Consider the following 24,119-nt stretch of genomic DNA (forward strand, 5'->3'; position numbering starts at 1 on the left):
TGGTCCTGTCTCGCCCTGCATCAGATCAAAGAGGCGTGCACCTTCTACGTCTCACCGGAGTCTGACAGGCAGGGGGCGCCTTCCGCCACTACCTCTTCACCAGTGGCTTCGAGCGCACAGCGGATGAGACGTTGCGCTTGAGTTGGTGGGTTGTGCGTGATGACTGGCGGGCAGCCGGAAAACCGGGTGCGGCATGGTCTGACTCTTCCTTACGCTGAAGTGATGGACTCTGTGCAGGTCAGGCCGATGCAAGAGAACGATCTCCCGTCGGCCGAACGGGCTTCGGCGGTGACGTTCTTCGAGGCGGAGCGGGCCACCAGGCGGGTCAGCGACCCGGAAGTCGAGCCACGTCCGGCGGTCACCTCGAAACAGTGGATCGACCGGATGCGCTTCTTCCTGAACGCCGACCCAGGAGGATGCTGGGTCGCGATGGAGGCGGATGCAGGTACCGAAAGTGCAGTCGGGTTCGCCATCTCGCAGAACCGCGGCCGTCTTTGGTTTCTTGCTACCTACGGCGTGCTGCCTGGCCATCAGGGTCGGGGCATCGGAAAGCGCCTGATGGACGCCGCGCTCGCCCACGCCGACGGGCGCCCCGGCATCTTCTCCTCCAGCGTCCACCCCGGGGCGACCCGCCGATACCGGCTGGCGGGATTCTCGCTCCACCCGCAGATGAGGATGGTCGGTACCGTCGACCGGTCCACCCTTCCCGCAGTCGACGGCTTGCGGGAGGGCCGGTCCGACGACTTCGAGTGGATGGACCGGCTGGACCGGGATCTGCGTGTCGCGGGCCACGGCCCCGACCACGGTTACATGCTCAACACCCTCCGGCTGGTCGTGTCCGCAGACCGGGCCAGGCCGGGATACGTCTACATCGATGACCGAGGACAGGCGTCGCTGCTGGCTGCCGCGCACCCGGAAACCGCGCAGAGACTGTTGTGGGAGGCCCTGGCCTCGTCACAGGGAAGGACCCTGGTCAACTGCATCACCACCCCCAATGAGTGGGCGGTCGATGTGGGTCTGGCCGCCCGTCTCGACATCGGCCAGGAGGGCTACATCGCCGTCCGCGGCATGCCAGTTCCGGCGCCCTACCTCGCCAGTGGGTATTTCCTCTGACCTGGTAGAGGCCGTTAGCGGCAGTTCTGTCCGCACGTCTGCTGGACCGGCTGTCCGTGACGCCCTGGCTGCCGCCGGGGCCTCCATCAGGGCGATGCCGTAATGCCCTCCGGGCGTCTGTGCCTGAAGCGCAACGTCTCAGCGGAGGACGTCCAAGACCCCGTGCGCTGAGCCGCGGGCCACCCGACGCTCACACAGGCCAACTCAACCGCTCACGGGCCAGCTCAAGAACTCAGTCTCATCCGCTGCGACCGAGATTCCTAGTCGGCGAATGAGCGCACCGGTCGGCGAATCCCGCTCCGGTGACGCCGTGTTACCGAGTGAGCCGAGACACGCCAGGTGGAACCAGAGTGAGCGATGCCCTTGCTCCCAAGGCTCGCCCGATCGAGGCTCCGCGTCAGGACGGGGCGAGGACGCAGAACTCGTGGCCCTCCGGGTCGGCCAGGCACGTCCACGGGACGTCGCCCTGGCCGAGGTCGAGGTCGGTGGCGCCGAGAGACCGCAGCCGGGCCACCTCAGCCGCCTTGTCGTCACCGGGGTACGGCAGCAGGTCGAGATGGACTCGGTCCGGCACGGTCTTCACGCCGGGCGTGCGCAGGAACTCGAGATACGGGCCGACACCCTTGGCGGAGCGCAACGCCGCATGATCGTCGGTCACCTCGCGCAGGGGCCAGTCCACCGCCTCGCCCCAGAACCGGGCCATGGCCCGCGGATCCGCGCAGTCGACCACCACCGCGGCGATCGGCCCGGTGTCCCGGTAGATCTCCCGAGGCTCCAGCACGCAGAACTCGTTGCCCTCGGGGTCGGCGAGGACCGTCCACGGCACTTCGCCCTGGCCCACGTGGGCGGGCGTCGCACCGAGAGCCTTCAGCCGCGCGACCAACTCCCTCTGATGGGCCGCGGAGGTGGTGGCGAGATCGAGGTGCACACGGTTCTTTGTCGTCGTCCCGGGTTCCGGGACGGGAACGACGTCGACGCCGACGGCGACCGGGTCCGGCCAGACGAGGCCGCCGACGGGTCCGACGTAGGTGGTCACGCCCGGGCTGTGAGCGCTCCAGCCGAGCGCCTCCGCCCAGAACCGGCCGACCGCCGCGGCGTCAAGAGCCTTGATGTTCACCTGAACGGGTCGCAGTGCCATGTCGGCGATCCTATGTGTACCCGCGTCGGCACCGGACCGCCTCACCACGGCACTCACGCACCGTCACAGCCGGCGCTTCCCCGGCGCGGAGGACGTGCGGGTGCGCCGCCGGGGGAACAGCCCGAGCATGGTCGTGTGCCAGGACGTACACCGATCGTGGTCGGCGTCGACCCCGACCCCGCCCAGCGCGGGGCTCTCGCCTGGGCCGCCGACGCGGCGGACCTGCGGCGCCTGCCGCTGCTGCTGGTCCTCGCGCAGAACCTGCCGACCCCCGGCGACCGGCCCTCGGGCGGACGGCCGTCCTGGGAGGAGTGGAACGAGGCGCTGCACGCCACGGGGGATCAGGCGCTGAGGGACGCGGTGGCCTTCGTCGAGTCGCGGTATCCGCGGGTGCGGGTGTCCGGGCTGCTGGCCGAGGGCCATCCGGCGTGGGTCCTGCGGGAACAGTCGCGGCACGCCGCTCAGGTCGTGCTCGGTTCCTGGCACCTCAGTGCCCGCCGGGAGCTCTTCACCTCCGCCGCCGTGGCCCTGCCGGTCATCGCCCACTCGCCCTGCCCCGTCGTGGTCGTACCGGAGTCCGGGCACATCGTCCGGCAGCCGCCGTACGTCGTGGTCGGGGTCGACGGCAGCCCCCAGTCCGCCGCCGCCGTCGACGTCGCGATCGAGGAGGCCGCCCTGCGGGGCGCGTCCCTGCGAGCCCTGTGGGTGTGGCACGCTCCACGGCTCGGGACCCCGGACGACGGGGCCCTCCAGGAGTGCCGCCGACTGCTGTCGGAGACGGTTTCCGGGCGCGCCGCCGGCCATCCCGGGGTCGACCTGCGGCACGAGGTCCTGTCGGGCCACCCCGTGGAGGTCCTCGCCAAGGCGTCCGAGGACGCCCTGGCAGTGGTCGTGGGCACCCGCGGGCACGGGGGCTTCACCGGCATGCTGCTGGGCTCGGTCGGCCAGGGCCTGCTGCACCACGCACGCTGCCCGGTCATCGCCGTCCCACACGCTCACGCGCGGTAGACGGCACGCCGCCGGGGCCGCCGCGGCGGGCCGGCGCGAGCATGATCGCGCGGGAGACGACGAAGGTCACCGGAACCGCCGCGGCGGAGGCGAGCAGAGGGGCGAGCCGGCTCCCGGCGTGCAGCACGCCCACGACCACGTACACACCCGCGGTCGGCACTGTCTGGCGACGGCCCGGAGCCGAGGGCACCCGTGCGGGCGGGGGCTGCGGACGGCCGCACCGTGACCAGGGGCGGGACGTCCTGCCGGGACGCGGTCACCCCGCTGCCGTCCTGCGGAAACCAAGGACCCTGTGGTTCTTGCCCGGGGACTCCCCAGGCACCGCCCGGGTGCGGTTCGCCGACGGCCGTCCGTTTCACGACCTCGACCTCACCACCGGGCACCAGGTCGCCGAGCATCCGTGCGCCGCGGACCTGTACCGGGGCGGGTTCACCGTGTACGACGCGGACCGCCGGCGCACGGTGTGGCGGGTGGGCGGGCCCGCGAAGGATCTGGTTCTGACCACCGGCTACACGCGCGAGCCCTGATGCCCGCGCCGGCCGCCCGTCAGACCAACTGCTGGGAGACGGGCTCCAGACGCAGGTGCCAGCGCCCGCCCCGCCCGGCCAGCGAGATCGTCGACAGGGGGCGGACGTCGATGTTCCAGTACGACGAGGGCTGCGCCTTCAGCGCGTACACCAGGGCGGCCCGCACCACCGACGGTTCCGCCACGGCGACGATGCGGCTGCCGTCGTCGACGGGACGCGTGTCCAGCCAGCCGCCCACCCGCGAGATGAACGACACGAGCGACTCGCCGCCGTGCGGCGCGGAGCGGGGATCCGCGAGCCAGGCGTCCACCGCCGAGGGCTCCCGGGCCATCGCCTCGCCCAGCGTGAAACCGCGCCAGCGGCCCATGTCGCAGTCCCGCAGCGCCGGCTGCACCAGCGGCGCGTACCCGAGCGCGTCACCGGTCGCGCGGCTCCGTGGCGTCGGGGAGCAGTAGCGCAGTTCGGCCGCCGCCAGCGGCACCAGTTCCCAGGCGGCACGTTGCACCTCGTCCCAGCCCGCCTGGTCCAGCGGCCGGTCGTCCTCGAAGCGCTCCGCGAGCAGCGAGGAGCTGCGCGCGGCGGCGACGAACGTGACCCGAAAATGCATGCCGCGATCGTGAGCCGGACAAGTGTGCTGGTCAAGAGGCGTTACTCAGGAGTTACCAAGGGTGGTCAAGGACTCACCCAGCGCCCCGGCCCGCCTGGTCGTACCACAGCACCCTCGTACGGCGTGGGACCGCCGGCGCTCCAGGCCCTGTCGTCACATTCCCGTCTGCCGTGCGACGCCATGCACGCTTCCCCATGCTCGGCTGCGCTCGCGCGGGCGGTGGCCCCTACGACGCCGCGCGGCCCGCCCCTCGGGCGGACGACCGGAATGTGACGACAGGGCCTAGCGGGGCCGGAGCACCTCGTCGCAGGCGGCCCGCAGACGGCGTACGCCCTCCGCGATCTCGCCCTCCCCGGCGACGGCCGCGAAGCTCAGCCGCAGGTGCGCGGCGGGAGGTTCGGCGCTGAAATAGGGCCGGCCGGGGGTGACCGCCACACCCGCCCGCAACGCGCCGGACACGAGGGCGGACTCATCCGTGCCGTCGGGCAGGCGCAGCCAGAGGTGATAGCCGCCGGACGGGACGTGCGGGAGGGCGAGTTCGGGCAGGCGCAGCCGGAGGGCGGCGGTCATGATCTCGCGGCGGTTCTTGAGCTCCATGGACAGGGCCCGCAGATGGCGGGGCCAGGCCGGCGAGCCGACCAGTTCGAGCGCGGCCTCCTGCAGGGGCCGCGCCACGAAGAAGGTGTCGACGATCTGGATGGCGCGCAGCCGCTCCAGGACCGGGCCCCGCGCGGCCAGGGCGCCGACCCGGAGACTGGGCGAGGTCGCCTTGGTGAGCGAGCAGACGTGCACAACGACGCCGTCGGGATCCTCGGCGGCGAGCGGAGGCGGGAGCGGTCCGGCGTCCGCGTGCGCCAGCCGTCGTACGAAGTCGTCCTCGATCACGAACGCTCCGGCGTCGCGCGCGATGCGCAGCACCTCACGCCGCCGCCCGGCGGCGAGGACGGCGCCGGTGGGGTTCTGGAACAGCGGCTGGCACACGACGACACGGGCACCGCTCGCCCGGAACGCGTCGGCGAGCAGGCCCGGTTTCACGCCGTCCGCGTCGACCGGCACCGGTACGGGCCGCAGCCCGGCCGCGCGGGCGATCGCCAGCATGCCCGGATACGTGGGGGACTCGACCAGGACCGGGGCGCCCGGCGGTGCCAGCGCCCTGAGCGCGGTGGTCAGCGCGGACTGGCCACCGGCCGCGATCAGCACCTCCGCGGCGGTGGTCGCGCCGCCGATGCCGCGCGCGAACCACTCGCGCAGTTCGGGGACCCCGTCGACGGGCGGCCTCGCCCAGACCCCGGGCCGCCGTCCGGCGCGGGACAGTGCCTCGCCCATCGCGCGCTCGGGCTGGAGCGACGGGTGGAGATAACCGCCGTTGAACTCGACGACGCCGGCCGGCGGGGCGGCCAGGGAGACCAGCACACCCGAGGCGTCGACGCTCCGCGGCACGGCTTCGGCCACGGCGTCCGCGCTCAGTGCGACCTCCTGCCAGGCGGTGTCCCCCACCGCGGGTGCCATCGCGCGCGGCTCGGCACGGAACGCCCCCGCCCCGGGCCGCGTGACCACCAGTCCCTCGGCGGCCAACCGCGCCAGCGCCCGCGACACCGTCACCGGGCTCACCCGGAACCGCTCGACAAGTGCACGGCTGGACGGAAGCTTCTCACCAGGAGAGTAGCGGTCGAGCTCCGGTCGCAGGCGGTTCGCCAACTCGCCGACACTGCTACGCTCATTCATGAGAGCAGAGAATAGCGCTACTACACCGATGTCGATAGCGGTCACCGCGAGCGGGGACCCTCGGGGACGCGAGTACGGCATCGTCCAGGCCGCCCTGGGAGTCGTCGCCTTCTCCCTCACGTTTCCCGCCACCGCCTGGGGCCTGGAGGGCTTCGGCCCCTGGTCGCTCGTGGGGCTGCGCAGCGTGCTGGCCGCCGTCATCGCCGCCGCGTGGCTGCTGGCACTCAGGGTGCCCGTGCCGGCGCGGCAGCACCGGGCGGGCCTCGCCGTCGTCGCGGCCGGTGTCGTGCTGGGGTTTCCGCTGCTGACCACCCTCGCCCTGCGGACCTCGACCACGGCGCACGCCGCCGTGGTCGTCGGTCTGCTGCCGCTCACCACGGCCGTCCTCTCGGCCCTGCGCACCGGCGCACGCCCCTCCCGCACGTTCTGGTTCGCCGCGCTCGCGGGCGCCGCCGCCGTCGTCGCGTTCACCGTGCGGCAGAGCGGCGGAAGACTGACCGGGGCGGACGCCTACCTCTTCGGCGCGCTGCTGGTGTGCGCCGCGGGCTACACCGAGGGCGGCCGGCTGGCCCGGGCCATGCCCGGCTGGCAGGTCGTGGGGTGGTCGCTGCTGCTGTGCCTGCCGCTCACGGTGCCCGGTGCGCTGCTGGCCCTGTCCCGCGAGCCGGTCCACCTCACGACGCACGGCGTGGCGGGGCTGCTGTGGGTGGCGGCCGGGTCGCAGTTCTTCGGGCTCCTCGTCTGGTACCGGGGCATGGCGGCGATCGGAATCCCGAAGGCCAGCCAGTTGCAGCTGGCTCAGCCGCTGCTCACACTGGTGTGGTCGGTGCTGCTCCTCGGCGAGCACCTCACCCCGGCCGCGCCCCTGACGGCGGTGGCGGTCGTGGTCTGCATCGCGGTCACGCAGCGGGCGCGGGGCTGACCCGGGCGGGGTCGCGCGGAGCGGGTCACCGGCACCCTCGGCCGCGGTCCCGCGGCCCCGTACCGATACTTCCGCACGCGACGAGGAGGCCCGTCGGATGCACGCAACTGTGGGCGACAAGCTGGTGCAGCACGGCAGGATCGTCGGGCAGCACGACAAGGTCGGCGAGATCGTCGAAGTGATGGGCAAGGAGGGAAACCCTCCGTACCGCGTCCGCTTCGAGGACGGGCACGAGGGCGTGTGCTCCCCGGGCCCCGACGCCGAGATCCGCCACAAGGAGGCTGGCCGAAGGGTGCGGTGACCCCTCAGCGCGGGGGCGCGGCCGGCTGCCGGTAGTGGTCGGCGACCACCCGCGCCATCGCGCCGACGGGGTCCGCGCCGACCTCCCTGGCGGCGAAGAAGACATGCCCGCGCACCTGCGGGTACCGCTGGGCGAGGGTGAGGTGCCGGGACAGTTCCGCCGGATCCTGCCAGGCGGCCGGCTGCTGCGGGTCACCGGCCTTGTACAGCGCCTCGCCCACGTACAGCTGCACGGCCGTGCCCCGGGTGACCCCGGCCCACCAGGAGACGAGCTTCGCGTAGTCGGCCGCGGCGAAGCCGATGTTCCAGTAGAGCTGCGGGCAGATGTAGTCCAGCCACCCGGACCTCACCCATGCCCTGGTGTCCGCGTACAGGTCGTCGTAGGTCTGCACCCCGGCCCGGGTGTCCGAGCCGCGGGGGTCGGTCGTGGCGTTGCGCCACACCCCGAACGGGCTGATCCCGAAGCGTGCGGTGGGCCGCACCTGCCGGATGCGGGCGGCGGTCTCCCGCACCAGGAGATCGATGTTGTTCCTGCGCCAGGCGGCGCGGCTGGAAAAGCCGCCTCCGTGGGCCGCGTAGGCCGCGTCGTCGTCGAAGGACTGGCCGGCGACCGGGTACGGGTAGAAGTAGTCGTCGAAGTGGACGCCGTCGACCGGGTAGCGGCGCACGGCGTCGAGGACCGCTTCCTGCACAAAGGCGCGGACCTGCGGCACTCCGGGGTTGTAGTAGAGCTTGCCGCCGTGGGCCACTGCCCAGTCCGGGTGCGTGCGGGCGGGGTGCGAGGCGACCAGCCGCGCCGGATCGGCGTGCAGGGCGATCCGGTAGGGGTTGAACCATGCGTGCAGCTCCAGACCCCGCCCATGCGCCTCCTCGACGGCCGTGCCCAGCGGGTCCCAGCCGGGGTCCGCTCCCTGGGTGCCGGTGAGGTACTGGGACCAGGGCTCGTACGGCGAGGGCCACAGCGCGTCCGCGGAGGGGCGCACCTGGAAGAACACGGTGTTCAGCCGGCGCCGCACCGCCGTGTCGAGGTGGGCGCACAGCTCGGCGCGCTGCGCGGAGGCCGCCGCGCCGGGGTGGGAGGGCCAGTCGCGGTGGAGCACCGTCGCCAGCCACATCCCCCGCATCTCGCCTGCCGGGGCGCCCCGCGGCACGGCGGCGGCGTCGCCCGCCGCCGCCAGGCCCGACAGCGCGGCCACCGCGAACGCCCGGCGTGACATCCGTCCCATGCCCTCATCCCCATACGCAGCGGATCCGTGTGGTCACGGATCGTCTCCCGGCAGAGCATGCCCGACCCGGACGATCGATCATCGCTCCTTTCGGAGTAACGTGCACGATCGGAGCAGGCACCGAACCACGGAGGGCCTGCCGGAGGACGTCCTGTGATCCGGGGAGCCCGGCATGATCCGCGGGGCGCCTCACCAGGCCCGAGATCAGCGAAAGGCACGATGTGACAGACATCGAACGCGTCGGAGTGGTCGGCTGCGGCCAGATGGGAGCGGGCATCGCCGAGGTGTGCGCCCGCGCCGGACTGGACGTGAAGGTCGCCGAGACCACCGGCGAGGCCCTGGAGATCGGCCGGACCCGTCTGTTCGGTTCCCTGTCCAAGGCGGCCGAGCGGGGGAAGATATCCGAGGAGGAGCGGGAGGCGACGCAGGCGCGCCTCACCTTCACCACCGACCTCGGCGAGTTCGCGGACCGCGATCTGGTGATCGAGGCGGTCGTCGAGAACGAGCAGGTGAAGACGGAGATCTTCCAGGTGCTCGACCAGGTGGTGACCCGCCCGGACGCCCTTCTCGCCTCCAACACCTCCTCGATCCCGCTGGTGAAGCTCGCGGTCGCCACCTCGCGGCCGGACCACGTGATCGGCATCCATTTCTTCAACCCGGCCCCGGTGCAGAAGCTCGTCGAGCTGATCCCCGCGCTCACCACCTCCGAGGGCACCATCGGCCGGGCCCATCTGTTCGCCGAGAAGGTCCTCGGCAAGCACGCCATCCGCGCCCAGGACCGCTCGGGGTTCGTCGTCAACGCGCTGCTCGTGCCCTATCTGCTGTCCGCCATCCGGATGTTCGAGTCGGGCATCGCCGGCCGCGAGGACATCGACAACGGCATGGAGATGGGCTGCGCCCACCCGATGGGCCCGCTGAGGCTCTCCGACCTGATCGGCCTGGACACCATCGTCTCGATCGCCGACTCGATGTACGAGGAGTACAAGGAGCCCCTGTACGCCGCTCCCCCGCTGCTGCAGCGCATGGTGGAGGCGGGCCGTCTCGGCCGGAAGACGGGCTCCGGCTTCTACACCTACGCCTGATGACGGAGCGTCGGTCCCTGTGAGGGACGGGCCCGGCACCGCCTGCGGTGCCGGGCCCGCGCCATTCACACGGCGTGTGCGGGACGGACCCGCATATGCCTGCCGCACACTCTCCCCACGCGCCGACCAGGGGAGTTGACTCACCATGCGCATGCAAGGGATGTGACGACTACGGAAAGGAGCGGACTTGTGACCGCCGACCCCGAGCATCCCGTGGTCCATGGAGAAGTCGCAGAGTTACGCCGCCGCCTCGATGTGGCACACGCCCGCGTCGAGGGAGGGCTGGCCCTGCTCAGTCACCGCGCCGAGCGGACCGCCAAGGATCTCGACGATCTGAGCCTGCGGGTCGTCGCGCTGGAACACACGCGCTGGCCGCTGCCCGCGGTCGCCGCCCTCACGGCCGTGGGCGCGCTCGTCGTGGCGATCTGGCAGGCTCTCGGCCGTTAGGGGCCCGCAGGCCGCGGACGGGGGATCAGGACAAGGCGTCCTGACCGAGCCTGAGATGATGCAGGAGGAGCAGCGCCGCCGCCATGTTGGCGGCCGGGACCTCTCCGCGGGCGACCATGTCGGGGACGAGCTTGAGGGGAACCCATTCCCGGCGGTCCGACTCGAAGTCGTCCACGGGGTGTCCGACATACTCGGCCTCGTCGGTCCAGTAGACGTGGTGCCTGGCGTCGGTGAGCCCGTTGGAGGGCTCGACGCTCATGAGATGGCGCAGGGGTCCCGGCCGCCAGCCTGTCTCCTCCTCGAGTTCCCGGGCCGCCGCCACGGCGATGTCCTCGCCGTCCTCGACGACGCCCGCCGCGAGTTCCCACCCCCAGCTGTCGGTGATGAAGCGGTGCCGCCACAGCAGCAGCACCTCGTTGGCCTCGTTGACGACGGTGGCCACGGCAACGGGCCGCAGCCGTATCAGGAAGTGGTCGAGGTGCCGGCCGTCCGGCAGCTCGACATCGGCGAGATTGACGCTGAACCAGCGGTTTGCATACACAGTTTGTTCGTTCAGTTTCGTCCACTGCACGGTTCTGCCACCTTCCGCTGAGTAAGTGGCAATATCGCAGCAGGAGCGTTCACTCAGCAGGCTCCGGCAGTGGGCGGGGCTGCGGCTACAGCGGCACGCGCAGCGCCCCGTCGATGAGTTCGGCCGCCTCGGCCGTTCCCGCGCAGCCACTGCGTGCGAGGTGCTCGCGTACCGCCCGAAGTCTGTCGCGCAGACGCCTGGACTCCATTCCCCGCACCCGCTCCGCCATCTCGACCGCGGTGGCCGCTGCCTTGTCGGCATGGCCCTGACGCAGCTCGATCTGGCTGAGGATGGCGAGCCGGTGCACCCGCCCGCGGTCGTGCGCCGGCGTGTCGACGGCGGCCGCGGCGTGCTCCCCCGCCGCCACCAGGTCGCCGAGGCTGAGCAGCGCCTCCGCGACCTGGACGTTGACGAGACCGGGCTGGACATAGCCGGTCTCGTCCGGTTCACAGCCGCGCCGGATGCGTTCGGCGGCCGACTCGGCCCGCCCGATGCAGGCCAGCGCGCCGGCGGAGTCCCCCAGGTGCGCGTACGCCTTCGCCTGCATCGCGTACAGGTCGGAGGCGAGCGCCGGGGTGATGTCCCGGCCCGCGGCACGCAGCGCGGCCTCGGCGAAGGCGACGGCCTGCCGGTACTCCTTCATGAACAGCGACTGGTTGACCAGCAGGGCTATCACATACGCGCCCAGTCCCCGGTCCCCGCTCGCCTTCGCCAGGCGCAGGGCCTGGTGGAAGTAGCGCTGGGCCAGGCCGTGGGCGTCCGAGTCGTACGCGCAGATGCCGGCGATCGCCACCAGACCGCCGGTGGCGCGGTGGAGTTGACGGCCCGTCGCGTCGGTGTAGCCGCCGCGCAGCAGCGGCGCCGTCTCGGCGTTGAGGAAGCCGACGACACGGCTGCGGGTCGCGATGCCGCCCGCCTTGCGGTACATCTGCTCGTAGTGGGCGCGGGCGGCGCGCAGCATCTCGATGTCGGCCGAGGTGACCCGGTGCCGGCCGCCGCGCGAGACGTCCACGTCCTCGGGCGGGTTCTCCCACTCCCACACGGGCATCACGGCGGGCGTGCCGGTGACCGCGGGGGCGCCCAGGATGTGGGGGCGCTGCTGCTCGTCGGAGCGCCACAGGGCGGTGGCCCGCTCGACGAAGCCGGACAGGGCCGAGCCGTGCGGGGTGGCGGGCTCGCCGGGCACACCGAGGCCGATGTCGTCGAGGGTCACCGGGCGGTGCAGCCGGGCGGCGAGCACCTCGCAGATCAGGTCGGGTACCTGGCCGCGCGGACGCTGGCCCTTCAACCACCGTGCCACGGCCGTGTGTTCGTACCGGAGCGCGAGACCGCGCGCCCGCCCCGCCTGGTTGACGTGCGCCGCGAGTCCCGCATGGGAGATCCCGGCCTCGTCGAGGATCGCGTCGAGCAGTGTGTTGGGCTGCATGGGTGCCCCCCGGTGGCTCGGTGCCGACAGCGTAGTGCGTGCGGGTTCACACGGGGTGTGAACGGAGTGCCCGAATCCGTCCTGTACGCGCACTGTTGCACGGAGTTTCCGGCCGCTTGACTGAAACACCTCGTAAGAGGCCGGCCGGGCCGCCGGCTCCCCCTCGTACAGTGCGGCGGCCCGCTGCAGCGCCGTCCGCCCCGCTGCCTGCCCGACACTCCGTGGCGGGGCGGACGACGCGTGGCGCTCCGCCGGGAGGGGGCGTTCCCCGCACCTGGGGGGTGTTTCGAAAGTCCCGCACAGCACCCACGGCGCCCGGCACGCTCCCCCAAGCTCTTCGAGCAGGGGGCACCCCCACTCGCCGCACCGGCCGGAACCCCGAGTACGTCCAGTACGAGGGCTTTCGTCCGGCACGCCGAGAGCACGCACCGGACACCGCGGGCACCGCACAGGACCTTCGAAACACCCCCTAGGCGGCAGGACCGCGGTCCGCCGGGACGCCGGGGGCTTCCCTGGCTCCCAGGGAGGCACGCCGGGCCAGGCGGTCGTTGCGGAGGACCAGGAGGGCCACATCGTCGGTGGGACGGCCGCCGGTGTGGCGCAGGAGTCCGGTGAAGACGGTCCGCAGCACGGTCTGGGGTACGACGGCGTGACGATCGCGGACGGCGTCGGCGAGCGCCGCGGGCAGGGCGAAGAACCGGCCGCGGACGTCGCGCGCGTCCTCGGCCCCGTCGGTGTGCAGGAACAGCGCCCGCCCGGGCGGCAGCCGTCCGCAGTCCACGGTGCACAGGTCCTCGGGGAGCGGGAAGGGGCCCAGCGGAGGCAGCGGTTCGGCACGGGCCAGCGGCTCGACACGGCCCGGTGCGAGCAGATACGGCCACGGATGACCGCAGTTCAGGGCGCGCAGTTCCCCGTCGCGGCCGATCTCCAGGAGCAGCAGGGTCACGAAGTCCTCGGCGGCCGGGCTGTCCGGCTCCCGGCCGGCGGAGGGGTGTTCTGCCCGGGCCCGCTCGCGCAGGTGCCGGGCCAGCGCTCGCTCCAGCCTGTGCAGCACCCGGTCGAGCTCGGGCTCGTCGTGCACCGCCTCGCGGAAGCTGCCGAGGACGGCCGCGACGGTGGCGAGCGCCCCCAGGCCGTGACCGCGTACGTCGCCCATCACGACGCGGACACCGTGCTCGGTGGCGATGACCTCGTACAAGTCGCCGCCGACCGTCGCCCCGCGGCCCGCCGAGAGCCGGGCGGCGGCGACGTTCAGGCCGTCGATCCGCGGCGGCAACGGACGCAGCAGCACGTTCTGGGCGGCGCCCGCGACCCTGCGGGCCTGCCTGAGCTCTCCCAGGAACACCCGCCGGATGTGGAGGAGCAGCCCGGTGCCCACCGCGAAGAACACGGCGCTGGTGGCGATCCGCGCGCCCAGCCCGTTCTGCTGGGCGAGCGGGCAGGCCAGCTTGTACGAGATCGCGGTCGCCCCCCACACGGCGGGCAGCCCGATCGCCAGCGCGCGCCGCAGGCGCCGGTGGTCAGTGCGGGGATGCCGCCCGATCCCGAGGGCGACGGCGGGCATGAACCGCCCGCGGGGATGTGCTCGGGGCCGTGTCCTGCGGGGCGACCCAGCCTTGGTACGGATCATGCCGATCGGCCCCCCCATGAGAGCCCTGACTGCGCAGAAGCGACCCGTGGAGCGCCATGTGCCCGCCCCCGGGCCGGTCCGATTCTGTCGACCGCGTGCCCCGGTCGGCCTTGATCAGCCGGACTTGCCACCCGAATGAGTGAGATCGCCGGTGGGGGGGGCCGGGGGCATGCCCCACCCGGGCGCGGAGAACCGCGTGGCGCCGGCCACGGACGAACCGCGGCCGGCGCCACGCCCGGCAGTTCACTCCCGGCCCTGGGGCCCTGGGGAGGGCCAGTGCCCCGGCAGGCGACGTCTGCCCGTCGAGGAGCGGCGTCGTGGCGGAACCGCCCGCGCGAGCGGAGCCGAGAGCGGGGGACCGTGCTCCCGGCGTGCCGGCCGGAAGCCCTCGTACCGGACGTATCCGGGCTCTCGGCCGGCGCGGCGAGTGGGGGTGCCCCCGCTCGAAGAGCCCGGGGGAACGTGCCGGGCGACGCGACGGGGCGAACGTCGCCTGCCGGGGCGCTAGCTCCGCAGCACCGCCCCGGTGCGCTCGCCCGCCAGCGCGACGGCCGCGTCGCGGGCCGAGGACGCCTCGTCCACGGTCAGGGTCCGGTCGGGAGCGCGGAAGCGCAGGGCGTAGGCCAGCGACTTCTTGCCCTCGCCCAGTTGCTCGCCCTCGTAGACGTCGAACAGCCGGATGAACTCCAGCAGGTCGCCCGCGCCCTCACGCAGCGCGGCCTCGACGTCCCTGTGCGGCACGCTCTTGTCGACGACCAGCGCCACGTCCTGGGTCGCGACCGGGAAGGTGGAGATCCGCGGGCTCTTGACCAGGCCGGCGCTCGCCTCCTCCAGCACGTCCAGGTTCAGCTCCATCGCGCAGGTGCGGGCGGGCAGACCCATGGCCTTCAGGACGCCGGGGTGCAGCTCGCCGGCGTACCCGATGACCCGCTCGCCGCCGTCGGCGACCACGGCCAGCTCGGCGCAGCGGCCGGGGTGCCACGGTCCGTACCGGCCCTGGCGGACGATCAGGTCCGCACCGGCCTCGCGGGCGACGATGCGCGCGGCCTCGACGGCGTCCGCCCAGTCGGCCGGGCGGCCCTTGCCCCACCAGCCGGCCTGCTCCCGGGCGCCCGCCAGCACGACGGCCACGTGCCGCGGCTGCTCGGGGAGCGCGGCCGTGAGCGAGGCGATCTCCTCGTCGGCCGGGCGGCGGTCAACGGTCAGGCGCTCGGCGACGCGCCGCTCCTCGCGCGGGTGGAAGACCAGCCCGGTCTCGAACAGCGCCAGGTCGTGCGCGCCGCGGCCGGCGTTGCGGCGCAGCGCACCGAGCAGGCCCGGCAGCAGCGTGGTCCGGAGCGCGGGCTCCTCGTCGGAGAGGGGGTTGACCAGCTTGACGACCGCGCGGTTCGGGTCGTCGGCGGCCAGGCCGAACTGGTCGAAGACGTGCTCCCCGAGGAACGGGTAGTTCAGCGCCTCGACATAGCCGGCGCCGGCCAGCGCGCGGCCCACACGGCGGTGCGCCCGCTGCCGGTCGGTCAGGCCGAGCCCGGCCGGGGGCCTGGGCAGCGTGGAGGGCAGGTTCTCGTACCCCTCCAGCCGGATGACCTCCTCGGCCAGGTCGTTCGGGTCGGTCAGGTCGGGCCGCCAGGACGGGACGGTGACGATCAGCTCGTCCTGCCCATGGACGTCGCAGCCGACCTCCTGGAGCCTGCGCACGACCCTCTCACGGCCGTAGGCGACGCCCGCGACCCGGTCCGGGTGGTCGGCCGGGATGGTGATGGTGCACGGCGCGGACGGCGCGATCACCTCGGTGACCCCGGCGTCGGCGGTGCCGCCCGCGAGGAGCACCAGCAGATCGACCGTGCGCTGGGCCGCGGCGGCAGCGGCCAGCGGGTCGACGCCGCGCTCGAAGCGGCGGGACGCCTCGGAGGACAGCTTGTGGCGGCGGGCCGTGCGCGCGATCGAGATCGCGTCGAAGTGGGCCGCCTCGATCACGACGTCGGTGGTGGCACCGGCCTCGTGCTCGGTGTCGGCGATCTCGGTGTCGGCACCGCCCATGACGCCCGCCAGGCCGATGGGGCCGCGGTCGTCGGTGATCACCAGGTCCTCGGTGTCCAGGGTGCGCGTGACGCCGTCGAGGGTGTCGAGCTTCTCCCCCGGCCGGGCCCGGCGCACACCGATCGCGCCCTGGAGGCGGGAGCGGTCGTAGGCGTGCAGGGGCTGACCCAGCTCCAGCATCACGTAGTTGGTGATGTCGACGGCCAGCGAGATGGGGCGCATGCCCGCCTTCTGCAGCCGGCGCTGGAGCCAGATCGGGGAGCGTGCCTCCGGGTCGAGGCCGGTGACCGTGCGGGCGGTGAAGCGGTCGCAGCCCAGCGGCTCGGAGACCGTGACCGGGTAGCCGTACGCGTTCGGGGCCGGGACGTCGAGCAGCGCCGGGTCGCGCAGCGGCAGGCCGTAGGCCGTGGCGGCCTCGCGGGCGATGCCGCGCAGCGAGAGGCAGTAGCCGCGGTCGGGGGTGACGGCGATGTCGAGCACCTCGTCGACCAGTTCGAGCAGCTCGATCGCGTCGGTGCCGGCCTCGTGCTCCGGCGGCAGGACGATGATGCCCTTGGAGCCGTCGTCGCCCATGCCCAGCTCGTCGCTGGAGCAGATCATGCCGTGCGAGGTCTTGCCGTACGTCTTGCGCGCGGAGATCGCGAAGCCGCCGGGCAGCACCGCGCCCGGCAGGACCACGACGACCTTGTCGCCGACGGAGAAGTTGCGGGCACCGCAGACGATCTCCTGCGGCTGACCCGTGCCGTTGGCCTGCCCGACGTCGACCGTGCAGAACCGGATCGGCTTCTTGAAGCCCTCCAGCTCCTCGATGGACAGCACCTGGCCGACGACCAGCGGCCCCTTGAGGTCGGCGCCGAGCTGCTCGACGGTCTCGACCTCCAGGCCGACCGAAATGAGCTTGGCCTGGACGTCGCGCCCGGTCTCAGTCGCCGGCAGGTCGACGTACTCCCGCAGCCAAGAAAGCGGGACCCGCATCAGATCTCCATCCCGAACGGCCGGGTGAACCGGACGTCACCCTCGACCATGTCTCGCATGTCTTCGACGTTGTGGCGGAACATCAGCATCCGCTCGATGCCGAACCCGAAGGCGAATCCGCTGTACCTCTCCGGGTCGACGCCGCAGGCGACCAGCACCCGCGGGTTGACCATGCCGCAGCCGCCCAGCTCGATCCAGCCCTCGCTGGAGCAGGTGCGGCAGGGCCGGTCCGGGTTGCCGACGGACTCGCCCCTGCAGACGTAGCAGAGCATGTCCATCTCGGCGGACGGCTCGGTGAAGGGGAAGTAGTTCGGCCGCAGCCGGGTCTTCATCTCCGGCCCGAAGAGCGACTGGACCATGTGGTCGAGGGTGCCCTTGAGGTCGGCCATGGTCAGGCCCTCGTCGACGGCCAGCAGCTCGATCTGGTGGAAGACCGGGGTGTGCGTGGCGTCCAGCTCGTCCGTGCGGTACACGCGGCCGGGGCAGACGATGTAGACGGGCAGCTCGCGGTCGAGCAGGGCGCGGGCCTGGACGGGCGAGGTGTGGGTGCGCAGGATGACGCCGGACTCACCGTGATCGCCCTTGGGGCCCTCGACGAAAAAGGTGTCCTGCATCTGCCGGGCCGGGTGGTCGGGGGTGAAGTTCAGGGCGTCGAAGTTGAACCACTCCGCCTCGGCCTCGGGGCCCTCGGCGACCTCGTAGCCCATGGACACGAAGACGTCCGCGACCCGCTCCATCATCGTGGTCAGCGGGTGCCGGGCACCGGCCGGTACGCGGTCGTAGGGCAGCGTGACGTCCACCGACTCCTCGACCAGCACGCGGGCGTCCCGCTCGGCCTCCAGCTCGGCCTGGCGGGTGGTGAGGCCCTTGTTCACCGCGCCGCGGGCCATGCCGACGCGCTTGCCGGCGTCGGCCTTGGCGTGCGGGGGCAGGGCGCCGATCTCCCGGTTGGCCAGGGCCAGCGGCGAGGCCGGGCCGGTGTGGGCGACCTTGGCCTCGTGGAGCGCGTCGAGGGAGTCCGCGGCGGCGAAGGCGGCGAGCGCCTCGTCCCGCATGCGCTCGATCTCTTCCGGTTTCAAGGCCTCGACCTCGACAGGGTCGTACGACTTATTGGGTGCCGACATCTCTTCCCGTGCTTCCGATTGGCTGGCTGGAGGTCCCCGTCACTGGTCCTGACACTGGTCCGATGACAAATCGTCGCCGACTTCGGGACGCAAAGGTGCCAAAGGCCGAGTCTAACGGGGTGGGAGCGGCTACCGGACCGGGTGTCCACGAGCGGCCCGCCGGTGCTCCCGGGGGTACGGGGGGGGGAGCCCGTGGGCCTGTGCGGCGCTACTGGAGATACGCCGGGGTGCCCACGGGCAGGGTAAATCGGAACTCGGCGCCGCCGCCGCGGGCGCGTCCGACCGTGATGGTGCCCCCGTGGGCCTCGACGATGCCCTTGACGATGTACAGCCCGAGGCCCGTGCCGCCACGCTTGCTGCCCCGCCAGAAGCGGGTGAAGACGCGGTTCATGGACTCCTCCGGGATGCCGGGGCCCTCGTCGCTCACCGTGACCGACGTGGCGGTGTTCTCTTCCTCTTCCCCTTCTCGCGGGGACACCGAGGGGGTGATGTCGATCGTGACGGTTCCCTCGCCGTGGCGCACGGCATTTTCCAGCAGGTTGCCGAGCACCTGGTCGATCTTGTCGGGATCGGCCCAGAGGGGCGGCAGGGGCTGCTCGACACGCAGCAGGAAGCGGTCGGCGGGCTGGCCCGCGGCGACGTACGCCTGGATGTGCCGGCCCACCGCCGCGCCCATGTCGACGGGCTGGCGGCGCACCTCCAGCCGTCCGGAGTCGATGCGGGAGATGTCCAGCAGTTCGGCGATGAGCCGGGTGACCCGGTTCGCGTCGGCGTGGACGGTCTCCAGCATCAGCCGCTTCTGGTCGTCGGTGAAGCGTTCCCACTTGGCCAGCAGGGTGGCGGTGAAGCCCTTGACGGAGGTGAGGGGCGAGCGCAGCTCATGGGCCACGGTGGCGATCAGCTCGGCGTGGCTGCGCTCGGTGCGGCGCCGCGCCTCGGTGTCGCGGAGCGAGACGAGGACGCGGCGGACCGGGCCGGTGGGGTGCGTGCGGACGTACCTCGCCGAGACCAGGACCTCCCGCCCGCCGGGCAGCAGCAGATTGCGCTCGGGCTGCCCCACCCGGATCGCCAGCCCGCCGTAGGGGTCGGTCAGCTGCCACCAGCGCCTCCCGTCGAGGTCCTCTAAGGGCAGGACGTGCTCCAGGCGCCGGCCGAGGGCGTCGGTGGCGCAGACCGCGGTGATGCGGGCGGCCGCCGCGTTGACACAGATCACCCGGCCGTGCTCGTCGGCGATCACGAGTCCGTCGGGGAGGTCGTCGGGGGCGATGCCGAGCGCGGCGAGATCATCGCACGGCGGCGCGGGCGCGCGGTGCGCGTCCCGGGCTCCCGGTGCTCTGCTCGTGCCGATCATCCCCGTACCCCATCTCTCCTCCGGCATGGGGAAACCCCTTGCCTCGAGCCTGGCCGAGAGCTCAGGGGAGGCCCCCGGGCCCGCCACCCTACTAGCCGTGCGTGACGGTACGGCACCCTCCGCGGGCGCGCTGGGCGCGGGCGGAGGCGTAGAGACATACGGCGGCGGCGGTCGCCAGGTTCAGGCTCTCGGCCTTTCCGTGGAGGGGAACGCGTACGACGGCGTCGGCCAGGGCGCGCGTGTCCTCCGGGAGCCCCCATGCCTCGTTGCCGAACACCCAGGCGGTGGGGCCGCCCATGGTGCCCTTGTCGAGTTCGTCGTCGAGGTCGTGGTCCCCCGTGCCGTCGGCGGCTAGGACCCGGACGCCGGCGTCCTTGAGACCGGCCACGGCGCGCTCGACGGGGACGCCGACCGCGACGGGCAGGTGGAAGAGGGAGCCGACGGAGGCGCGGACGGCCTTGGGGTTGTAGAGGTCGACGGAGGCGTCGGTGAGGACGACGGCGTCGGCCCCGGCGGCGTCGGCGCAGCGCAGCACGGTCCCGGCGTTCCCGGGGTCGCGCACGTGCGCGAGCACCGCGACCAGCCTTGGCCGCTGCGCGAGGATGTCGTCGAACGGGGTGTCGAGGAACCGGCAGATCCCGACGAGGCCCTGCGGGGTGACGGTGGTGGCGATGCCGGCGACGACGTCCTCGTCCGCGAGGTGCACACGGGCTCCGGTGTCGCGGGCCTCGTCCACGATGGCGGCGTAGCGCTCCGCGGCGTCCCGGGTGGCGAACAGCTCCACGAGGGTGGCCACGCCGCCGGCCCGGTGCCCGGCGGCCTCCCGCACGGCCTGCGGACCCTCCGCGAGGAACAGCCGCTCCTTGCCCCGGACGTTCCGCCTGGCGAGCCGCCGCGCGGCGGTGACGCGGGGCGAGCGGGGGGAGATCGGCTCGGGGGCGGCAGGGGGCATGGGGTCACCTTCGCAACGGGCGTGGGCTTGGTTCTCCGGTCCGCGCGGGACCCGGGGCGTGCGCCCACCGGGGGCCGCCGTCCGCGGCCGCGCGGGCGCCACGGGAGCGGACACAGCAGGACCCGCAGGCGGCGTGTGCCTGCGGGTCCGTCTGGTGTGCGGGTGACGCCGGGGCGTCACGCCGCCTTCGGCGCGTTGACGTCCGACGGCAGCGCCTTCTGCGCGACCTCGACGAGCGCGGCGAACGCGCCCGCGTCGTTGACGGCCAGCTCCGCGAGGATCTTGCGGTCGACCTCGACGTTCGCGGCCTTCAGACCCTGGATGAAGCGGTTGTACGTGATGCCGTTGGCGCGGGCGGCGGCGTTGATGCGCTGGATCCACAGCTGACGGAAGTCGCCCTTGCGCTTCTTGCGGTCGTTGTAGTTGTAGACCAGCGAGTGGGTGACCTGCTCCTTGGCCTTGCGGTACAGGCGCGAACGCTGACCGCGGTAGCCGGAGGCCTGCTCGAGGATCGCCCGGCGCTTCTTGTGGGCGTTGACTGCCCGCTTGACGCGTGCCACTTGTTAACTCCTTGTAGCGGGGCTGCGGTTGGACCCACGCAGCCCGGAAACGAATGGGTCCCGGTCCTGACGTGCAGCGCTCAGGCGCCGCCGCCTCACTTGCCGAGAAGCTTCTTGATCTTCTTGGCGTCGCCCGGGGCCATCTCGGCGTTGCCGGTGAGGCGACGCGTCAGACGGGACGACTTGTGCTCGAGCAGGTGGCGCTTGCCGGCGCGCTCCCGGAGCACCTTGCCGGAGCCGGTGACCTTGAAGCGCTTGCTGGCACCGCTGTGCGACTTGTTCTTCGGCATAGCGCCGTTCTCTCCTCGTCGGTGGCGCTCCGGTGCCCGGTCGCGAAAACCGGGCACGATGGAGCGTCGCTCTTGTATCGGTTACGTCCTGGGACTCGCGTCCCGGGCTTTCCGGGGTCCGTACGTCCACCTCGCGGTGGTCCGTACGTCCGTATGTCCGGTGTCCCCCCGGGGCCGGAGCCCCGGGGTCACGCCTCGGCGGAAGCCTCGGCCGGGGCCTCGGCGTTCTCGGTGTCCGCAGGGTTCTGCGAGCGGCCGGGGTGGGCCTTCGCCTCCGCCTTGCGGGCCTCCTGCGCCTGACGGGCCTCGGCCATCGCCTCGGTCTTCTTCTTGTGCGGACCGAGAACCATGATCATGTTCCGGCCGTCCTGCTTCGGGTTCGACTCGACGAAGCCGAGGTCCTGGACGTCCTCCGCGAGACGCTGCAGCAGCCGGTAGCCCAGCTCGGGCCGGGACTGCTCGCGACCGCGGAACATGATCGTGATCTTGACCTTGTCGCCCTGCTTGAGGAACCGGACGACGTGACCCTTCTTGGTGTCATAGTCGTGCGGGTCGATCTTCGGCCGGAGCTTCATCTCCTTGATGACCGTGTGCGCCTGGTTCTTGCGCGCCTCACGGGCCTTCATGGCCGACTCGTACTTGAACTTCCCGTAGTCCATGAGCTTGCACACGGGCGGACGGGCGTTCGCCGCGACCTCGACCAGGTCCAGGTCGTACTCCTGCGCAAGCTCCAGGGCCTTGGCAAGCGGCACGATGCCGACCTGCTCGCCACTGGGACCGACAAGTCGCACCTCGGGAACGCGAATCCGGTCGTTGATGCGGGGCTCGGCGCTGATGGATCCTCCTCGGTAGCACCCCACGGCCGCCTGGTGGACGGCCGCGTATGTCCGGTTGACATAGGGACCAACCATCGCGGCGCATCAAAAATGCCCCGGACGGGACACAGGCGGGACTCCGAGCTTTCCGGAGCACCGCCGCGGTGAACCGCGGGGCGCGCTTTCGGGCGACTCCACCGTCCGTACGGAACGGTGGCCGCCGCCTGACCGGTGACCCGCCGCCCCGGAGGACGGCCAGGTGGGAGATCGGAGCCTCCACTTGTGGGCCGGGCACAGCGTGTCCGGCCGGTCGCCCCTCAAGGCTAGCAGCTCCCCGGGACGGGCGCGAACCGGCGTGCACCGGGCCTCCGCACGCCCCGGGCCGCCCGCGCCGGGCCGGTGCCCGCCCCGGTGGCCTGCCGCGCGGCGGGGGCCGTGCCGGGGCCTATCGTGTGGGACATGAGTGACACCTCCCCCGAGGAATCCCCGGCCTCCGCCGATTCCGCCGACAGCCCCGACTTCGACGCCATGACCCGCGACATCGCGGAGGTCCCGGCGGTCGAGGTGATCGTGACGGTCGCCGTCAACCTGATGAGCGCCGCCGCCGTGAAACTCGGGCTCACCGAGGAGGGCGACGCGTACAAGGACCTGGACGAGGCCCGCAAGCTGGTGCACGCCCTCGCCGGCCTGCTCGACGCGAGCGCGACCGAGATCAGCTCCTTCCACGCCGCCCCGCTGCGCGACGGCCTCAAGTCGCTCCAGCTCGCGTTCCGCGAGGCGTCGGTCGTCCCCGACGAGCCGGGCCAGGGCCCCGGGGAGAAGTACACCGGCCCGGTCTACGGCTGAGCACTGCGCGGGAAGTCCAGCCGCCGGACCCACTGAGCCCCACCCACCGGTCCTGCTCCGGGCGCGGCCGGCGGCGGCAGGCACGCCGCCACGGCGGTCACCGCGCCGCCACGGCGGTCACCGCGCCGCCCGGCGGTCGAGGCGGCAGCGGAGCTGGACGGCGACGGCGCCGGCCATCAGCAGGGCGGGCAGCACGGCGAATCCCCACAGCAGCGCGGTCAGCGCCCCGTCCGGCTGCGCCACGGTGTGCCCCTCGGAGGTGGAGACGAAGCCGCCCGCGGCCAGGACGGCGGAGTAGGCATACGGGCCGATCGCCGTGCCCGCGGCGTCGGTGGCGGTCCACACCCCGGTGTAGGCGCCGGCGAGGGCACTCCCCCGGGACTCCGCGGCGGCCACCGCGTCCGGGACCATCGAGAAGGCGAGCAGTTGCAGCCCGGCGAACGCGCATCCCAGCGCCACCACGACGACGAGCGTGACCGCGGTGCCCAGCGTCCGGCCGGTGAGCAGCGCCGGCGAGCCGACGATGAACACGCCCTGCGCGATCAGCAGTCCCCGCTGCTTGCCGATGCGCCGCGACAGCAGCATCCACCCCGGTCCGGCCACCACCGCGGGGGCCAGGAAGCCGCCCATGAGGACGGCGGTCAGCCCGGCGTCACGCAGGACGTACGCGGTGTAGAAGGGCAGCGCGGCCAGGAACAGGTGCGTCGTGGTGCCGGTGAGCAGGTACGACAGCGCCAGCGCCCGGAAGTCCCGGTCCCGCCAGGCGGCCGCGACGTCCCCGAAGGCCCTGTGCGGCCGCTGGTCGGGGACGCCGAAGCCGCACTGCGCGGTGAGTCTCCTGACACCGGCGATGGCGACCAGCCCGCACACGACCATGGCACCGGCGAGCGGCAGGGCCATCCGTGCGTACCCCGCGCGGCCGCCGTCCCCCACCAGGGCGGGGGCGGCGACGCCCGAGCCGAGCAGGCCCAGGGTCAGGAAGAGCATCCGGGCCATGAACACGCGGGTGCGCTCGTGGTACCCGATCCGCAGGTCGGACGGCGTGGTCAGATACGGCACCTGGAAAGCGGCGAAGAGCAGGTTGCCGGCGGTGAACCAGCAGCCGACCCACAGCGCGGCGGGCAGACCGGTCCAGCCGGCCGGCACGGTGAACATCGCCACCATGGCCACGGCCAGCAGCAGCCCCCAGCGCAGCATCCCCCGGCGGTGCCCGGACCCGCGCGCCCGCCGGTCGGACAGCGAGCCGAGCAGCGGGTGCACCAGCGTGTCCACGATCCGCGGCAGCAGCAGCGTCACCCCGGCCACGGCCGAGGGGACACCGAGGGTGTTGGTGAGGAAGTACAGCAGCAGGAGGCCGGGGACGGTCACCCACACGCCCATCCCCAGCGACCCGGCGGCGTAGGCCGTGAGCGCACCGGCCCGGGCCCGGGCCACCGGGGCGGCC

Annotated in this window: 23 protein-coding genes; 8 read left to right on the forward strand and 15 right to left on the reverse strand. The window is 72.8% G+C overall.

What is annotated here, in order from left to right:
• The first annotated feature begins 222 nt into the window (after positions 1-222).
• Positions 223-1,113: a GNAT family N-acetyltransferase gene (locus ACFSL4_RS29270; RefSeq protein ID WP_381089349.1), complete on the forward strand. Its 891-nt coding sequence runs from the start codon at positions 223-225 to the stop codon at positions 1,111-1,113.
• Positions 1,114-1,510: 397 nt separating this feature from the next.
• Here the strand turns inward: ACFSL4_RS29270 and ACFSL4_RS29275 are convergent, their stop codons facing one another.
• Positions 1,511-2,251, reverse strand: a complete 741-nt coding sequence (locus tag ACFSL4_RS29275; RefSeq protein ID WP_381089352.1) for a VOC family protein — start codon at positions 2,249-2,251, stop codon at positions 1,511-1,513.
• 135 nt (positions 2,252-2,386) lie between these two features.
• Here ACFSL4_RS29275 and ACFSL4_RS29280 point away from each other — a divergent pair, with 135 nt between their 5' ends.
• Together ACFSL4_RS29280 and ACFSL4_RS29285 are read left to right on the forward strand one after the other, a co-directional pair.
• The gene (locus ACFSL4_RS29280) at positions 2,387-3,259 is read left to right on the forward strand and encodes a universal stress protein (protein ID WP_381089355.1); all 873 of its coding nucleotides are present in this window, start codon (positions 2,387-2,389) and stop codon (positions 3,257-3,259) included.
• Between the two features lie 41 nt (positions 3,260-3,300).
• Entirely contained in the window at positions 3,301-3,786 is a 486-nt protein-coding gene (locus tag ACFSL4_RS29285; protein WP_381089357.1) for a DUF6314 family protein, read from the forward strand.
• Between the two features lie 19 nt (positions 3,787-3,805).
• Here the strand turns inward: ACFSL4_RS29285 and ACFSL4_RS29290 are convergent, their stop codons facing one another.
• Both ACFSL4_RS29290 and ACFSL4_RS29295 read right to left on the reverse strand, forming a co-directional pair.
• Positions 3,806-4,393: a histidine phosphatase family protein gene (locus ACFSL4_RS29290; protein WP_381089360.1), complete on the reverse strand. Its 588-nt coding sequence runs from the start codon at positions 4,391-4,393 to the stop codon at positions 3,806-3,808.
• A 282-nt stretch (positions 4,394-4,675) separates the two neighbouring features.
• Positions 4,676-6,118 carry an aminotransferase-like domain-containing protein gene (locus ACFSL4_RS29295; RefSeq protein ID WP_381089363.1) on the reverse strand — a complete coding sequence of 481 codons (1,443 nt, stop codon included), beginning with the start codon at positions 6,116-6,118 and terminating at the stop codon, positions 4,676-4,678.
• Between ACFSL4_RS29295 and ACFSL4_RS29300 the strand changes: the two genes are divergently transcribed.
• The gene (locus ACFSL4_RS29300) at positions 6,117-7,040 is read left to right on the forward strand and encodes a DMT family transporter (RefSeq protein ID WP_381089366.1); all 924 of its coding nucleotides are present in this window, start codon (positions 6,117-6,119) and stop codon (positions 7,038-7,040) included. The two genes, ACFSL4_RS29295 and ACFSL4_RS29300, sit on opposite strands and share 2 nt — an antisense overlap.
• Before the next feature lie 97 nt (positions 7,041-7,137).
• Entirely contained in the window at positions 7,138-7,341 is a 204-nt protein-coding gene (locus ACFSL4_RS29305) for a DUF1918 domain-containing protein (protein WP_381089370.1), read from the forward strand.
• Positions 7,342-7,345: 4 nt separating this feature from the next.
• Here the strand turns inward: ACFSL4_RS29305 and ACFSL4_RS29310 are convergent, their stop codons facing one another.
• A complete protein-coding gene (locus ACFSL4_RS29310) occupies positions 7,346-8,566 on the reverse strand; it encodes a glycoside hydrolase family 10-like protein (protein WP_381089373.1) in 1,221 nt (406 codons plus the stop codon).
• Between the two features lie 221 nt (positions 8,567-8,787).
• Here ACFSL4_RS29310 and ACFSL4_RS29315 point away from each other — a divergent pair, with 221 nt between their 5' ends.
• Both ACFSL4_RS29315 and ACFSL4_RS29320 read left to right on the forward strand, forming a co-directional pair.
• On the forward strand, positions 8,788-9,648 hold the full coding sequence (locus ACFSL4_RS29315) for a 3-hydroxybutyryl-CoA dehydrogenase (RefSeq protein WP_381089376.1): 861 nt from the start codon (positions 8,788-8,790) through the stop codon (positions 9,646-9,648).
• Positions 9,649-9,837: 189 nt separating this feature from the next.
• On the forward strand, positions 9,838-10,095 hold the full coding sequence (locus ACFSL4_RS29320; RefSeq protein ID WP_381089379.1) for a hypothetical protein: 258 nt from the start codon (positions 9,838-9,840) through the stop codon (positions 10,093-10,095).
• 25 nt (positions 10,096-10,120) lie between these two features.
• Here the strand turns inward: ACFSL4_RS29320 and ACFSL4_RS29325 are convergent, their stop codons facing one another.
• The 10 genes from ACFSL4_RS29325 to infC form a co-directional block, all read right to left on the reverse strand.
• A complete protein-coding gene (locus ACFSL4_RS29325; RefSeq protein WP_381089382.1) occupies positions 10,121-10,666 on the reverse strand; it encodes an NUDIX hydrolase in 546 nt (181 codons plus the stop codon).
• An 85-nt stretch (positions 10,667-10,751) separates the two neighbouring features.
• Positions 10,752-12,092 (reverse strand): transcriptional regulator, encoded by a 1,341-nt coding sequence (locus ACFSL4_RS29330; RefSeq protein WP_381089385.1) that lies wholly within the window; start codon positions 12,090-12,092, stop codon positions 10,752-10,754.
• Between the two features lie 469 nt (positions 12,093-12,561).
• Entirely contained in the window at positions 12,562-13,656 is a 1,095-nt protein-coding gene (locus ACFSL4_RS29335; RefSeq protein WP_381089388.1) for a PP2C family protein-serine/threonine phosphatase, read from the reverse strand.
• A 570-nt stretch (positions 13,657-14,226) separates the two neighbouring features.
• Positions 14,227-16,737 carry a phenylalanine--tRNA ligase subunit beta gene (gene pheT / locus ACFSL4_RS29340; RefSeq protein WP_381089391.1) on the reverse strand — a complete coding sequence of 837 codons (2,511 nt, stop codon included), beginning with the start codon at positions 16,735-16,737 and terminating at the stop codon, positions 14,227-14,229.
• Positions 16,737-17,861, reverse strand: a complete 1,125-nt coding sequence (gene pheS / locus ACFSL4_RS29345) for a phenylalanine--tRNA ligase subunit alpha (protein WP_381089394.1) — start codon at positions 17,859-17,861, stop codon at positions 16,737-16,739. Before pheS ends, pheT begins: the two co-directional genes overlap by 1 nt.
• A gap of 208 nt (positions 17,862-18,069) precedes the next feature.
• Entirely contained in the window at positions 18,070-19,239 is a 1,170-nt protein-coding gene (locus tag ACFSL4_RS29350) for a sensor histidine kinase (RefSeq protein WP_381089397.1), read from the reverse strand.
• A 64-nt stretch (positions 19,240-19,303) separates the two neighbouring features.
• Complete coding sequence (locus ACFSL4_RS29355) at positions 19,304-20,164, reverse strand: TrmH family RNA methyltransferase (RefSeq protein ID WP_381089400.1); 861 nt, start codon at positions 20,162-20,164, stop codon at positions 19,304-19,306.
• 176 nt (positions 20,165-20,340) lie between these two features.
• Positions 20,341-20,724, reverse strand: a complete 384-nt coding sequence (gene rplT / locus ACFSL4_RS29360) for a 50S ribosomal protein L20 (protein WP_004002577.1) — start codon at positions 20,722-20,724, stop codon at positions 20,341-20,343.
• A gap of 95 nt (positions 20,725-20,819) precedes the next feature.
• Positions 20,820-21,014, reverse strand: coding sequence for a 50S ribosomal protein L35 (rpmI, locus tag ACFSL4_RS29365; protein WP_007829094.1), 195 nt, complete (start codon positions 21,012-21,014; stop codon positions 20,820-20,822).
• A gap of 188 nt (positions 21,015-21,202) precedes the next feature.
• Positions 21,203-21,874 carry a translation initiation factor IF-3 gene (infC, locus tag ACFSL4_RS29370; RefSeq protein ID WP_381089439.1) on the reverse strand — a complete coding sequence of 224 codons (672 nt, stop codon included), beginning with the start codon at positions 21,872-21,874 and terminating at the stop codon, positions 21,203-21,205.
• Between the two features lie 414 nt (positions 21,875-22,288).
• Here infC and ACFSL4_RS29375 point away from each other — a divergent pair, with 414 nt between their 5' ends.
• On the forward strand, positions 22,289-22,675 hold the full coding sequence (locus ACFSL4_RS29375) for a DUF1844 domain-containing protein (protein ID WP_381089406.1): 387 nt from the start codon (positions 22,289-22,291) through the stop codon (positions 22,673-22,675).
• A gap of 117 nt (positions 22,676-22,792) precedes the next feature.
• On the opposite strand, the gene ACFSL4_RS29380 is transcribed toward ACFSL4_RS29375, so the two are convergent.
• The coding region (locus tag ACFSL4_RS29380; protein ID WP_381089409.1) for an MFS transporter at positions 22,793-24,119 on the reverse strand (1,327 nt) is incomplete at its 5' end.

This window comes from Streptomyces caeni, assembly GCF_042678285.1.
GTDB classification, from domain to species: domain Bacteria; phylum Actinomycetota; class Actinomycetes; order Streptomycetales; family Streptomycetaceae; genus Streptomyces; species Streptomyces caeni.

What these genes read in the sequence shown, in the direction of transcription:
- ACFSL4_RS29330 (WP_381089385.1), bottom strand. Translation starts at nt 12,092, where the DNA reads ATGCAGCCCAACACACTGCTCGACGCGATCCTCGACGAGGCCGGGATC.
- pheS (WP_381089394.1), bottom strand. Translation starts at nt 17,861, where the DNA reads ATGTCGGCACCCAATAAGTCGTACGACCCTGTCGAGGTCGAGGCCTTG.
- ACFSL4_RS29285 (WP_381089357.1), top strand. Translation starts at nt 3,301, where the DNA reads ATGATCGCGCGGGAGACGACGAAGGTCACCGGAACCGCCGCGGCGGAG.
- ACFSL4_RS29305 (WP_381089370.1), top strand. Translation starts at nt 7,138, where the DNA reads ATGCACGCAACTGTGGGCGACAAGCTGGTGCAGCACGGCAGGATCGTC.
- pheT (WP_381089391.1), bottom strand. Translation starts at nt 16,737, where the DNA reads ATGCGGGTCCCGCTTTCTTGGCTGCGGGAGTACGTCGACCTGCCGGCG.
- ACFSL4_RS29270 (WP_381089349.1), top strand. Translation starts at nt 223, where the DNA reads ATGGACTCTGTGCAGGTCAGGCCGATGCAAGAGAACGATCTCCCGTCG.
- rpmI (WP_007829094.1), bottom strand. Translation starts at nt 21,014, where the DNA reads ATGCCGAAGAACAAGTCGCACAGCGGTGCCAGCAAGCGCTTCAAGGTC.
- ACFSL4_RS29355 (WP_381089400.1), bottom strand. Translation starts at nt 20,164, where the DNA reads ATGCCCCCTGCCGCCCCCGAGCCGATCTCCCCCCGCTCGCCCCGCGTC.
- ACFSL4_RS29300 (WP_381089366.1), top strand. Translation starts at nt 6,117, where the DNA reads ATGAGAGCAGAGAATAGCGCTACTACACCGATGTCGATAGCGGTCACC.
- ACFSL4_RS29275 (WP_381089352.1), bottom strand. Translation starts at nt 2,251, where the DNA reads ATGGCACTGCGACCCGTTCAGGTGAACATCAAGGCTCTTGACGCCGCG.
- ACFSL4_RS29310 (WP_381089373.1), bottom strand. Translation starts at nt 8,566, where the DNA reads ATGGGACGGATGTCACGCCGGGCGTTCGCGGTGGCCGCGCTGTCGGGC.
- ACFSL4_RS29350 (WP_381089397.1), bottom strand. Translation starts at nt 19,239, where the DNA reads ATGCCGGAGGAGAGATGGGGTACGGGGATGATCGGCACGAGCAGAGCA.
- ACFSL4_RS29290 (WP_381089360.1), bottom strand. Translation starts at nt 4,393, where the DNA reads ATGCATTTTCGGGTCACGTTCGTCGCCGCCGCGCGCAGCTCCTCGCTG.
- ACFSL4_RS29375 (WP_381089406.1), top strand. Translation starts at nt 22,289, where the DNA reads ATGAGTGACACCTCCCCCGAGGAATCCCCGGCCTCCGCCGATTCCGCC.
- ACFSL4_RS29295 (WP_381089363.1), bottom strand. Translation starts at nt 6,118, where the DNA reads ATGAATGAGCGTAGCAGTGTCGGCGAGTTGGCGAACCGCCTGCGACCG.
- ACFSL4_RS29335 (WP_381089388.1), bottom strand. Translation starts at nt 13,656, where the DNA reads ATGCCCGCCGTCGCCCTCGGGATCGGGCGGCATCCCCGCACTGACCAC.